The organism is Polaromonas sp. P1_F6 (assembly GCF_056405695.1).
Map to the genome: position 1 here is coordinate 1,093,560 of NZ_JBFUBQ010000001.1, position 12,544 is coordinate 1,106,103.

Consider the following 12,544-nt stretch of genomic DNA (forward strand, 5'->3'; position numbering starts at 1 on the left):
GCCTTATGGAACGTGCTGGCCCCCGTAGCGTGGAGAAAAGTTGGGGCCGTGCGTGAAAGTGAGTCAAGTTCGGGCTATAATCTTGGACTTGTCGGAGTGTGGCGCAGTCTGGTAGCGCACCTGGTTTGGGACCAGGGGGTCCAAGGTTCGAATCCTTGTACTCCGACCAAAAATTCCCAGCAAAAAGCCCACCTATGTGGGCTTTTTCATGCCTGTTTGCGGAGGCGTCTCGCCAGTCCGGCCTTGGCAGTCCTCAGGACCTCAGGCCCACCAACGGCGGCGTTTTCAGGGCTTGAGCAAGGACCCAAAGTTGGATGTGCGCCAGTATTCGCGCACCTGTTCCAGTTTTTCCTGAAAATCCCGAAAGTGCAGCGGCTTGCGAACGTAGCTGTTGAGCCCGCCCTGGAGCTCTTTCACCACCGGGGAATATTTGGATTCGGACGTCAGGAGGATGACGGGTACAAAGAAGGTGCGGGGGTCGGCCCGCATGCGCTGCATGACTTCCAGCCCGCTGAGGCCGGGTAAATTCAGGTCCAGCATGACGAGTTCGGGCGGATGGTCGTTGGTCCGGTTGCTGTAAGCACCTTCGCAGAAAAGGTATTCCAGGGCTTCCGAGCCGTCGCGGGCAACGATGATTTCATGGTCCGCACCGTTTTCCTGCAACGTCACCATGGTGAGCTCGACATGGGCAGGGTTGTCTTCCACCAGCAGCAGGATTGGTCGGGTCATGTGCGTGCCTTTGCGTTTCTTTCGTGTAGACAATATACCCCTGACAGGGAGCCAGCCATAGGTGAGTCATTGCGGTGTGTGAGAACCACAACAAACCACTGAGTCCGAATCACCGCGTGCCGGACATGTCCGACCCTGTTGCCCGGGGTATCCGGCAGGCGTTTGAAGGTATGATTCGCGACGAACTGAATCCTTCAGTTCGCACGTTTGCGGCTCCGCCGCGCTGACACACATACAGACTGCCCGTAGCTCAGTTGGATAGAGCATCAGCCTTCTAAGCTGAGGGTCGGGGGTTCGATCCCCTCCGGGCAGGCCAATTTGGGCCATCTCGCTACTGCGAACGCGTGATCAAGCCCGATGCGCTCCTCAGAATCCTCACGTACCTGAAGTACGTTCCGGTTCTTCCGGTGCGGCTCGGACTTGCTGACGCGTTCTCGCTACGCGATCTGATCCCAAATTTGGGGGCAACGCTGCGGTACGGTTTGGCTTTGCTGGCGGGCCCTCGCTACGCTTGCTATCGGCCGATTTTCTTGTCTGGGCGTCAGCTCGATGCGCTTTTATCCTCACTTACCGGCTCTGGTTCTTCCGGTGCGGCTCGGACTTGCCGACGCGTTCTCGCTACGCGATCTGATCCCAAATCGGGGGACAACGCTCCTGGTATCGGATCGCCGCCTGAGCTCAACGCTTTTCGTACTGCGTCTTGCCAAACAGGATTTCCCGCGCCTTGTCGTCGGTGATGGGTCTGCGCAGATCGGCCAGCACTTTGACGCCGCGTTGCACGGCGGGGCGGTCGCTGATCAGGTCAAACCATTTTTTAAGGTGCGGGTAATCGGCCCAGTCGATGCCGTGGTTTTGCCAATTGCGCAGCCAGGGGAAGATGGCGATGTCGGCGATGGTGTATTCATCGCAGGCGATGAACTTGTGGGTGGAAAGCTGCTTGTCCATCACGCCGTAAAGCCGCTTCGTTTCATTCGTGTAGCGGTTGATGGCGTAGTCGATTTTCTCCGGCGCGTACTGCCGGAAATGGTGGGTTTGCCCGATCATGGGACCGACGCCGCCCATCTGGAACATCAGCCACTGCAGCACCTGGAATTTGAGGCGGTCGCTTTTTGGCAAAAACTGGCCGGTTTTTGCGGCAAGGTACAGCAGGATGGCGCCGGATTCAAACACCGGGATCGGCTTGCCGTCGGGGCCGACCGGGTCAACGAGCGCAGGAATCTTGTTATTCGGGCTGATGGCCAGAAATTCGGGCTTGAACTGGTCGCCGGTGCCGATATTGACTGGAATCGCCCGCCAGTCCCGGTCCAGCTGCAGTCCGCATTCTTCCAGCATGATGTGGACCTTGTGGCCGTTCGGTGTGGGCCAGGAGTAAACATTGATCATTGGCGCTTCCTTGGACTAACATGAGGTTGCTGCACTTTAAGAGAAAAGCCAAAACCATGTTTGAGCGGTTGAAGAAAGTCTTTGTCGGGGGTAAGGGGGATGCGGGCGACGCCGGCGCCTCCGACGATGCCGTGTCCGAGTGGGCAGGTACCCGCGGCTTTTCTTATACCGGCCTGGGGGAAGGCAAGGGTTTCGCCCTGAAAGGTTCCGTGAGTGGCAAACCCTGGAAGATGGAGCGTGGCCGGGCCTCGCGCGACTACATCCGCGGCGAAGAACTCCGCGCCCGCGGTGAGATCAAGGTCAACGACGACGTCACGGTGCTGGTCATGAACCGGGCACTGAAGGATTCACTTGAAAAACGTGCTTACCAGGCCTATACCGACACCCTGCAGACCACCGCAGACCTGAGCATGCCGGAAGAGGTGCGCTGGCTGGCCATGTATTCGGAAGTAGGTTGGGAAAGCCTGCCCAAGCCGTTCTGGCAGCGCTACGCAGTCATGGCAGACCAGCGTGTGCATGCGCAGGCCTGGCTGGACACCCACCTGGTCGACTTGCTGATGAACTGGCCGGAGCCATCACCAGATGCGCAAGTGCCTTTTATCCTGATGATTCTGCGCGGCAAGGCTTACCTGCGCATGCAATACACCCCCGCCGACATGCCGACGCTGGAACATGCGGCCCAGATCTTCACGAGCGCCTGCGAATCGGCCATTGCAGGCCTGTCCAACGACATCACGCTCTGATCGCATTGCCATTTTCAGGGTGAAATTGGCACTTTAGCCGTATGGGGTGAGCGCGAGTAGCTATTGATTTAATAGCAAAATTTGGGCGTATCAGCCGCCACGCGTGATGGGCATCTCGACTTCGCCGGGCATCAGCAAGTGCTTGGCCAGCTCAAGCTTGGCCAGAGAAGCTCGATGCACCTCGTCCGGGCCGTCGGCCAGGCGCAGGGTGCGCTGGCTGGCGTAGGCATAGGCCAGCGGGAAGTCGTCCGACACACCGCCGCCGCCGTGGGCCTGGATGGCCCAGTCGATGATCTGGCAGGCCATGTTGGGCGCCACCACCTTGATCATCGCGATCTCGGCCTTTGCAACCTTGTTCCCAACGGTGTCCATCATGTAGGCGGCTTTGAGCGTCAGCAGGCGGGCCTGCTCGATCATGCAGCGGGCCTCGGCGATGCGTTCGTGCCAGACCGACTGGCTGGCGATGGGCTTGCCGAAGGCGACGCGGGTATTGAGGCGTTTGCACATCAACTCCAGCGCACGCTCGGCGATGCCGATGCTGCGCATGCAGTGGTGGATGCGTCCGGGGCCAAGGCGCCCCTGGGCAATTTCGAAACCACGGCCTTCGCCCAGCATCAAATTGGCGGCGGGCACGCGCACATTGGTCAGTCGCACTTCCATGTGGCCGTGCGGGGCGTCGTCATAGCCGAATACCGACAGAGGGCGGATGACCTCGATGCCGGGCGTGTTGGCGGGCACCAGGATCATGGATTGTTGCTCGTGGCGGCCGGCGTCGGGGTTGGTTTTGCCCATGACGATGTAGATGGCACAGCGCGGATCGCCCGCGCCGGATGACCACCACTTGAGGCCGTTGAGGACGTAGTTGTCGCCGTCGCGTTCGATACGGCACTGGATGTTGGTCGCATCAGACGAGGCGACCTCGGGCTCGGTCATCAGGAAGGCAGAACGGATCTCGCCCTTGAGCAGCGGATCCAGCCACTGGTCCTTGTTGGCTTCGGAGCCGTAGCGGGCGATGGTTTCCATGTTGCCGGTGTCGGGCGCCGAGCAATTGAACACCTCGGCCGCGAAAGGCACGCGGCCCATGATTTCGCACAGCGGCGCGTATTCGAGGTTGGACAAACCTTCAGGCGCGCGCGGCGAGTGCGGCAAGAACAGGTTCCACAGGCCGGCGGCACGCGCCTTGGGTTTGAGCTCCTCGACCAGCCTGGTCGGGATCCAGGCATTGCCCTTGGCACGGTTCTCGGCGATTTCGCGGAAAAAGCGGGCCTCATTGGGGTAAACATGCTCGTCCATGAACTTGAGCAGGCGCGCCCGCAGTTCCTGTACTTTTGGGGTGTAGTTGAAGTCCATGAAATCTCCAGAAAGATGTGAGGCGATGTTGTTATGAGACAGCGGTCGTTCAGCCCTGGCTTTTCAGGGCAAAGCCCCATGCCATCTTCGCCAGCAGCGGCGCGCCGGCGGCCGAGCTGACGGCCTGGGCGCTGGAGGCCGTGCCGGCCTCGACGCGCTTGGCAATGCCTTGCAGAATGGCCGCGATGCGAAACAGGTTGTAGGCCATGTAGAAGTTCCAGTCGGCCTTGAGCGCCTCGGGCGTGGCCAGCCCGGTGCGCTCGCAGTAAAGGCGTATGTAGTCGGATTCGGTGGGAATGCCCAGGCTGACGACATCGAGCCCACCAATGCCGCGGAAAGCGCCCGGCGGGATGTGCCAGGCCATGCAGTGGTAGCTGAAGTCGGCCAGTGGATGGCCCAGGGTGGAGAGCTCCCAGTCAAGCACCGCCAGCACGCGTGGCTCGGTGGGGTGAAAGAGCAGGTTGTCCAGCCGGAAGTCGCCATGCACGACGGACACCATGCTATCGTCGCGCGCACTGGCCGGGATGTTGGCCGGCAGCCACTGCATCAGGCTGTCCATCTCGGCGATAGGCTGGGTGATGGATGCGGCGTACTGCTTGCTCCAGCGGCCGATCTGGCGTTCAAAGTAGTTGCCGGGCTTGCCGTAGTCGGCCAGGCCTCGCTCGGCAAACTTCACCTTGTGCAGTGCGGCGACCACGCGGTTCATCTCGTTGTAGATCTCGCCGCGCTGGGCGTTGGTCATGCCGGGAAGTGACTGGTCCCACAGCACGCGGCCCTCGACGAACTCCATCACATAGAAAGCGCGGCCGATCACGGATTCGTCTTCGCAGAGGCAATACATCCTGGGCACCGGCACGTCGGTACCCTGCAGCCCCTGCATGACCTTGAATTCGCGTTCCACCGCATGGGCCGACGGCAGCAATTTGGCCACCGGTCCCGGCTTGGCGCGCATCACATAAGAAGCGGTGGGCGTGATCAGCTTGTAGGTCGGATTGGACTGGCCGCCTTTGAAGATTTCCGCGGTCAGCGGGCCCTGGAAGCCAGGCAGGTGCTTGTCGAGATAAGCGGCAAGGGCTTCGAGATCAAAAGCGTGCCCACCCGAAACAGCCCGTGTACCGACAAAGTGATCGAAATTGCTCATGCTCAAACGTGTTGTCTCTGTTTATTTGTCAATTTCAGCTTCAGAGATGCGCATCAGGGTTGCGCGGTTGCGCACCACCAAGCCTCCCGGCTCGATCCGGATGGCTTCTTCGCGCTCCATGGATTTGAGCTCCTGGTTGACGCGCTGGCGCGAGGCGCCCAGCAGTTGTGCCAATTCCTCCTGCGCCAGCTGCAGGCCGATTCGCACCTCGCCGCTGTCCGCCAGGCTGGGCACACCGTAGCTGCGCACCAGGTGCAGCAGCTGCTTGGCCAGCCTTGCCCGCAAGGGCAGGGTGTTGAGGTCTTCCACCAGGCCGAAGAGCTGCCGTATGCGCCGCGCATGCAGGCGCAGCAGGGCTTCGTACAGCTCGACATGCTGGCTCAGAATCTTGCGCAGGTCGGCGCGCGAGACGCACAGCAGCGTGGTTTCGCCATGGGCATAGGAGTCGTGGGTGCGCCGCTCGCCGTCGAAGATCGCCACATCGCCGACCCAGAGGCCCGGCTCCACATAGGTCAGCGTGACCTGCTTGCCCGAAATCGAGGTCGAACTGACACGGATGGCACCCCGCGCGCAGGAGATCCATTCTTCCGGCACATCGCCGCGGGCGCTGATGAGTTCGCCGTCTTTGTAGCGTTTGACGTAGGCGCATCGAAGTATGTCGTGCCTCAGTGATGGGGACAGGGATGAAAACCAGCGGCCGTTGTTGATGGCCTCTCGTTCCTCTATCGTAAGAATGGGATCGTCCATGGGCTGTCTTTTGAGTGACTAACAAGACGTCCATTGTCGCTTGAGGGACCCGCCCGGCGCCAGCGGGCTGTCGCATGGGTGTCGCCCGGCCGTAGGCCTGGATTGTCGGTTGGGCAGCCCGCGACCGGCTGCCTGCCGCCTAGCGGTAGTGCGGCGTGCGCTTGTTCAGGAAGGCGTCTATGCCTTCACCCGCGTTGGCGTCGTGCAGGTTGCGCACGAAGTGATCACGTTCGCGGGTGAGCTGCTCGGTCAGCGTGCTGCCGGCTGCGTCGTTGATGAGTTCCTTGATGCTGGCCAGCGCGTTGGGTGCGCGTGCATTCAGATTGTCGGCCAGTTCAAGCGCTTGGGCCAAGGCCTCGCCCGGGGCCGTAACGCGGTTCACCAAGCCAAAATCATGGAGCCGGCGCGCGCCTATGCGTTCGCCGGCCATCAGCAATTCGCTGGCCAGCGCACGCGGCAAGGCACGCGCCAGGACCCAGCTGCCGCCGCCGTCGGGCGAGAGTGCCACGGTGCTGTAAGACATCACGAACACAGCGTTGTCCGCTGCAACGACGAAATCGCAGGCCAGCACCAGTGAAAAACCTGCACCGGCGGCAGCACCTTCCACGGCGGCGATCACCGGCTTGGGATAAGTCCGGATCGAGTCGATCCAGTTGTKCAGGCCTTCAATGCTCTGGGCTTGCACCTCCGGCGCCTCGCGGCGGTTGGCCTCCAGGCGCTGCAGGTTGCCCCCGGCGCAAAACATGGCACCTTCGCCGGTGATCACCACGCTGCGGATGTCGGGGTTGTTTTCAGCGGCATTCAGTGCCTCAATACCCGCGGCGTAAATGTCGGGGCCGAGCGCGTTCTTGAACTCGGGGTTGCTGATCGTCAGGATAAGGGTCTGACCCTCGCTCGTACCTTTGATTGCGCCTGCCATGCTAGTTTTCCAATGCATCGAAATAAGAAATAGGCAGGGACCAAGTCCCCGTACAGATCCCCTTGCCAGTGGGGGCCGCGGAACTGGCTTCGCCAGGCCGCAGGCGCCGCCCCCTCGAGGGGGGAAGGTGCTACACGAAGTGAGCATCCGAAGGGGGTGCTATTCCTCCTGGTGTAACAGGCTAAGGCCGATGGCGCCGCGCCGCCGCAGCCAGGGGGAAGGGCGGTAACGTTGGTCGCCATACACGGTTTGCATATTGAACAGGACTTCCAGCACATTGGTGGGGCCATAGCGATCGCCCATGGCCAGCGGCCCCAACGGATAACCCAGGCCCAGCGTGACGGCGGTTTCCAGGTCCTTCGGGCTGCAAATGCCTTGCTGGCAGATGTCGCTGGCGATGTTGACGATGGTGGCTACGACGCGCTGGGTGACAAAACCGCCACTGTCGCGGATCACGCTGACGGCCTTGCCGTCGCGGGCGAAGAGGGCGTGCGCGGCGTCGCGCATGTCGGTGCGGGTGGCCGGGTTGGTCGCCAGCACGCGCCGCTTGGTGGCTGCGTCGTCGATCAGCATGTCGATACCCACAGTGCGGGCCGGGTCCAGCCGTTCGACAACGGCGACGGTGGTGATGTCAAAGCCCAAAGGGGCCACCAGCATCAGGGCCTGTGGTGATGCGGAGGCGCCGGTTTCGATTTTGGCGCCCAGGTTTTTGAGCAGTTGCAACAGCTCCGAGCGGCGTGCAGCACGCGGCGACACCCACACCGGCGGGAGTTCGGTCACATCAGGGACGGCAGGCTCGGGCGGCACCTGCATGGCGCCGTCGGTGTAGCGATAAAAGCCTTCTCCGGTCTTGCGGCCCAGCACGCCGCCGGCCAGGCGCTGCGCCGTGATCACATTGGGACGGTAGCGGGCTTCTTCGTAGTACTGGTGGTAGATCGACTCCATCACGGGATGGGAGACGTCGAGCCCGGTGAGGTCCATCAGCTCGAAAGGGCCCAGCTTGAAGCCGGCCTGGTCGCGCAGGATGCGGTCTATGGTGGCGAAATCGGCGATGCCTTCGCTGACGATGCGCAGCGCTTCGGTGCCGTAGCCCCGGCCGGCGTGGTTGACGATGAAGCCGGGCGTATCTTGCGCCTGCACGGGTGTGTGGCCCATTTGCCGGGCGTATTGGCTCAAGCCTTCGCATACAGAGGGGATGGTCTTCAGGCCGGCGATGATCTCCACCACTTTCATCAGCGGAACGGGGTTGAAGAAATGGTAACCGGCCAGGCGGTCGGGGTGCTTCAGGTCTGCGGCGATGGCCGTTACAGACAGCGAGGAGGTATTGCTGGCCAGAACGGTGTGCACAGGTACCAGTGTCTCGAGTTCGGCGAACAGGGCTTTCTTGACCTCCAGCCGCTCCACGATGGCTTCGATGATGAGGTCGCAGGCCGCCAGGTCAGTGAGGGTGGAGGCCAGCACAAGCCGGTCTTTGTGCCCGGCTGCCGCGGCTGCGTCGATGCGGCCTTTTTCAACGAGCTTGTCCCATTGGGCGCAGATGGCTTCGCGCGCTTTTTCCGCGGCGCCTGCCTGCGCGTCCATCAGCCTGACGATGCTGCCGGCCTGCACGGCGATCTGCGCAATGCCGCGCCCCATGGCGCCGGTGCCAACTATTCCCACATTCGCGTAATTTACTTCCATGCCTGAATTATGGCTGACCGTATTTGGCAGGGTACCGTGTCAAAATTGCCCACCCCATGAAACTTGCCAAGAAGCCTGTCAAATATCTCCTTGGCGTTCTGCTGATGGGCGTTGCCGTCCACAGCATGGCCTTGTCGCTGGGGCGCATGCGCGGCGCCACCCTTGTCGGACGCCCCCTTGATGTCACTCTGTCGGCGCACCTGGACGGCACGGAAGGGCTGTCTGCAGTCTGTGTGGCGGCAGATGTGTTTTTTGGCGACAGCCAGGTTGCCCAGGACAAGGTACGCGTTGTCACGTCGCAAGGCGCTTCCGGTGAGGCACTGATCCGCATCCGCACAAGCTCAGGCGTCGACGAGCCGGTGGTGACACTCTATGTGCGTGAAGGATGCTTGCAGAAAAACACGCGCAAGTACGTGCTGCTGGCGGAAGTGGCCGGAGAAAACACCAGCCCGATTCCCGTTGTCGGCGGAGAAGCCGTGGCGACTGCCCCTCTGGTGGCGCAGATGCCTGGTGTTGTTGGCGCCGGCGGCAACGCCACAAAGGCACAGGCAGGCTCCGCGCCCTCCAGCCCGGGAAAAGCCCCAAGAGCGAGGTCCGGAAAAGTCCCGCCTGCCGGAGGCAGTGAATTGCGATCGGCTACCTCAGTTGGGTTGCTGCAGGCAACGCCTGCTGTTCGCGGGGCTGGCAAGTCCGCATCCGAGCCGGCGGGCAAGCTCCGTTCTCGCCTGAAACTTGACCCCATTGACCTGGCGGCCGAGCGCGACCCTGTGCTCCGGTCTTCGCCGGAGCTGCTGACGGAGCCCTCAACAGACGCCCAGCAGCGCGCTGCCGCCGCCGCACTGTGGCAGGCGCTTAATGCACAGCCGCAAGACATGGTGCGCGACAGCCAGCGCCTGAAATCCCTGGAAGCCGATGTTGCCGGCATGCTCGCGCGAAGCCAGAAAACCGAAAAAGCCGTGATGGAAATGCGCGGCCAGCTTGAGCAGGCGCGCGGTGAACGCTATAACAACTGGCTCGTATACGCCCTTTACGCCTTGCTGGTCGCCTCCCTTCTTGCGATCCTGGCACTATGGATACGTAGCCGACAGCAAAGCCGTGTCAGCCGGGGATCATGGTGGGGCAAAGGGTTTGCCGAAGACAGCGCGCCTTATGTGACTGAAGGTACGGGTAACACCGGGAAGGTCTTCTTGCGCAGGGCCTCAGAAGCTGAATCGGTGAGCGCCGGGCCTATGCCCGATTCGCTGGTTGATTTCGATCCCAGCGAACCATTTCTCGATGCGCCGAAAAATACGCCGGCTTCAAGCGCCGTGGCGCGCCCAAGGGTTGCCGAATCCAGATTCCCCTCGGAATTTCTGCCTAGCCTGAGCGGTATCAGCAGCATGCCGCGGATTGTGAATGCCGAAGAGCTGTTTGATGTGCAGCAACAGGCCGATTTTTTCCTGTCGCTCGGCCGGCCCGACAAGGCGGTAGATGTTCTGCGCCACCACATCATGGACAACGTGGAAACAAGCGCGCTCGTCTATCTCGACCTGTTTGACCTCTATCACAGCTTGGGACGCCGGGAGGATTACGACGCGTTGCGCACAGACTTCAACAAGATGTTCAATGCCAAGGTGCCGCCATTCGACGAATACGCGGCGAATACGCACGATCTTGAGTATTACACGGAGGCCCTCTCGCGGATTGAGGCCCTCTGGCCAACGCCCAAGGTACTCGACGTACTTGAAGAGTCCATATTCCGCAAACCGGATTCGCGGGGAGAGGTCTTCAGCCTGGCCGCCTACCGCGAGCTGTTGCTCCTCCACTCGATCGCAAAAAGGATTGTTAGCCGGCCGCCCGGCGACGCCGAAGCACCGGTAAAACCATCGGACGCACCGTCGATTCCGACCATGCCGGATACGCTCCCAAGCGTTGCAGGCTTTGGACCCACCAGCATCCAGCCACTGTCAGCCCGGTTCCAGATCGTGGCGCCTTTGCCGTCTCCTGCCGTGGCAGGTGCAACCGACCCGACGCAGCCTCCCGCTTCCCCCCGGCTTGGCCTTGATATTGATTTGAGTGCAGGTGAGGGCGGGGACCTGGTCCCGTTTCCATCGATCGACGCTGGTGCGCGGCCGCCGCAAGCCGCTGCCAACAATCTCATCGAGTTTGACCTCGACTTTCCGGATTCTTCGGGGCCGACGCAGAAAACTTGAGCGAAGTTTGAGCCTGGCTCGCCGGGAATCCCGGGTTTACGCGCACTTGATCAGGCTGGGCGTGTCACATCAGCGCCGTACTTGCAAGGCCCCCGGGTTGACGATATTGGTGGGCGTGCCCTTGATGAAGTTGACGACGTTGTCAAACGCCGCGCCAAAGTACAGCTCATAGCTGTCCTGTTCAACATAGCCAATATGCGGCGTGCAAATGCAGTTTTCCAGGCGGAGCAGCGCATGGCCTTGCAGGATGGGCTCCGACTCAAAAACATCGATGGCCGCCAGGCCGGGCCGCCCGCGATTGAGGGAGGCGATCAATGCTTCCGGCTCGATCAGCTCCGCCCTTGATGTATTCACCAGCAGGGACGTGGTTTTCATGCGCGACAGGTCTTCCAGCGTGACGATACCGCGTGTCTCTGCGTTGAGTCGCAGGTGAAGGCTCAGTACATCGCTTTGCTCAAAGAATTCGGCTTTGCTGGCCGCGACTTCAAAGCCATCGGCCTGTGCCCGCTCCAGTGATGCGTCGCGGCCCCAAATGACGACACGCATACCGAAGGCCCTGCCGTAGCCAGCCACAATTTGCCCGATCTTCCCGTAGCTCCATACCCCCAATGTCTTGCCCTTGAGGACGGAGCCAATGCCGAAGTTGGGTGGCATCGAAGCTGACTTGAGCCCTGCCTGCTGCCAGGCGCCATGCTTCAAGTGGGCTACATAGTGCGGAATGCGGCGCATGGCGGTCATCACCAGTGCCCAGGTCAGCTCCGCGGGTGCCGTAGGAGACCCAATGCCCTCGGCAACCGCGATGCCGCGTTCTGTGCAAGCCGCGACATCTATATGGCTTCCGACACGGCCTGTCTGGGCAATCAGCTTGAGTTTGGGCAGCTTTTCAATAACTTGCCGGTTGAGCTGGGTTCTCTCCCGGATCAGGACGATGACATCGGCATCCTTGAGGCGGACGGACAGCTGGCCGATGCCTTTAACGGTGTTGGTATAGACCTTGGCGGGGTAGGCCTCCAGCTTGGCTGCGCAGTTCAGTTTCCGCACCGCGTCCTGATAGTCGTCGAGGATCACAATATTCATGCCGATATTGTGCCTGCAAGATTTTTCTTCCTTGCCGCCGGGGTCACTTCCGACTGGGGATTTTGTATCTCAAGGAAACGCACCAGACGGCGCCGCAAAGCGCATAGGCCCGGGCTGAACTTCTGGTGGGAAGCTTGCCGTACCAGTTATCTCAAAGAGGTTTCTCGCTGGCTCATGCGCTCAAGTTCCGCGCAGACGTCGGCCATGCGGCCGGATATCACCATGCGGCCAGCGCACGCTGGGCCGACATTGGAGTCAAACTCACGGACAACTCGCAGCCGGCTGGGTCGGGACGCCTTGACAGAGCGTTGGACGGCAAGAGTACCAGTGGCGCGGGCAGACGGGCCGCGCATTGCCGCGAAATCGCCGGAAGCAAAGGGTAGCGCAAGCTGGTGAGATCTGGGCTGCGCGCCGGCTGGCGCGGAAAAACGGCTTGCCCCAGCCATACCCTGCGCCGGCAAAAACAATGACACCAATGCCTGCACGGGTGCCAGCAGGACTGACGACATTGGTGTATGTGAAAAACTGATGATTCCCATGATGAACTCCTGTATGAGAGAGGTTTACACAGGCAGGATTGCAG

General features: G+C 61.4%; 11 protein-coding genes and 2 tRNA genes. 4 read left to right on the forward strand and 9 right to left on the reverse strand.

Annotated features, from left to right (window positions below; all coding sequences use genetic code 11):
- Positions 1–92 precede the first annotated feature (92 nt).
- Positions 93–169: transfer RNA gene (locus tag AC1DY9_RS05060), tRNA-Pro, on the forward strand.
- A gap of 116 nt (positions 170–285) precedes the next feature.
- On the opposite strand, the gene AC1DY9_RS05065 is transcribed toward AC1DY9_RS05060, so the two are convergent.
- A complete protein-coding gene (locus AC1DY9_RS05065) occupies positions 286–729 on the reverse strand; it encodes a response regulator (protein ID WP_457280745.1) in 444 nt (147 codons plus the stop codon).
- 239 nt (positions 730–968) lie between these two features.
- Between AC1DY9_RS05065 and AC1DY9_RS05070 the strand changes: the two genes are divergently transcribed.
- A tRNA-Arg gene (locus tag AC1DY9_RS05070) sits at positions 969–1,045 on the forward strand.
- A gap of 362 nt (positions 1,046–1,407) precedes the next feature.
- Here AC1DY9_RS05070 and AC1DY9_RS05075 read toward each other — a convergent pair.
- Positions 1,408–2,112, reverse strand: coding sequence for a glutathione binding-like protein (locus AC1DY9_RS05075; protein WP_457280746.1), 705 nt, complete (start codon positions 2,110–2,112; stop codon positions 1,408–1,410).
- 56 nt (positions 2,113–2,168) lie between these two features.
- Between AC1DY9_RS05075 and AC1DY9_RS05080 the strand changes: the two genes are divergently transcribed.
- Entirely contained in the window at positions 2,169–2,855 is a 687-nt protein-coding gene (locus tag AC1DY9_RS05080) for a hypothetical protein (protein WP_457280747.1), read from the forward strand.
- A gap of 90 nt (positions 2,856–2,945) precedes the next feature.
- Here the strand turns inward: AC1DY9_RS05080 and AC1DY9_RS05085 are convergent, their stop codons facing one another.
- The 5 genes from AC1DY9_RS05085 to AC1DY9_RS05105 form a co-directional block, all read right to left on the reverse strand.
- A complete protein-coding gene (locus tag AC1DY9_RS05085) occupies positions 2,946–4,205 on the reverse strand; it encodes an acyl-CoA dehydrogenase family protein (RefSeq protein ID WP_457280748.1) in 1,260 nt (419 codons plus the stop codon).
- 49 nt (positions 4,206–4,254) lie between these two features.
- On the reverse strand, positions 4,255–5,346 hold the full coding sequence (locus AC1DY9_RS05090) for a phosphotransferase (protein ID WP_457280749.1): 1,092 nt from the start codon (positions 5,344–5,346) through the stop codon (positions 4,255–4,257).
- Between the two features lie 21 nt (positions 5,347–5,367).
- Positions 5,368–6,093, reverse strand: a complete 726-nt coding sequence (locus AC1DY9_RS05095; RefSeq protein ID WP_457280750.1) for a Crp/Fnr family transcriptional regulator — start codon at positions 6,091–6,093, stop codon at positions 5,368–5,370.
- A gap of 139 nt (positions 6,094–6,232) precedes the next feature.
- Complete coding sequence (locus AC1DY9_RS05100) at positions 6,233–7,012, reverse strand: oxepin-CoA hydrolase, alternative type (protein ID WP_477665945.1); 780 nt, start codon at positions 7,010–7,012, stop codon at positions 6,233–6,235.
- Between the two features lie 159 nt (positions 7,013–7,171).
- Positions 7,172–8,692, reverse strand: coding sequence for a 3-hydroxyacyl-CoA dehydrogenase (locus tag AC1DY9_RS05105; RefSeq protein WP_457280752.1), 1,521 nt, complete (start codon positions 8,690–8,692; stop codon positions 7,172–7,174).
- A gap of 56 nt (positions 8,693–8,748) precedes the next feature.
- Here AC1DY9_RS05105 and AC1DY9_RS05110 point away from each other — a divergent pair, with 56 nt between their 5' ends.
- Positions 8,749–10,884: a type IV pilus assembly protein FimV gene (locus AC1DY9_RS05110; RefSeq protein WP_477665946.1), complete on the forward strand. Its 2,136-nt coding sequence runs from the start codon at positions 8,749–8,751 to the stop codon at positions 10,882–10,884.
- 69 nt (positions 10,885–10,953) lie between these two features.
- On the opposite strand, the gene AC1DY9_RS05115 is transcribed toward AC1DY9_RS05110, so the two are convergent.
- Positions 10,954–11,961, reverse strand: coding sequence for a D-2-hydroxyacid dehydrogenase family protein (locus tag AC1DY9_RS05115; protein WP_457280754.1), 1,008 nt, complete (start codon positions 11,959–11,961; stop codon positions 10,954–10,956).
- A 146-nt stretch (positions 11,962–12,107) separates the two neighbouring features.
- Positions 12,108–12,500: a hypothetical protein gene (locus tag AC1DY9_RS05120; protein WP_457280755.1), complete on the reverse strand. Its 393-nt coding sequence runs from the start codon at positions 12,498–12,500 to the stop codon at positions 12,108–12,110.
- Positions 12,501–12,544: the final 44 nt, after the last annotated feature.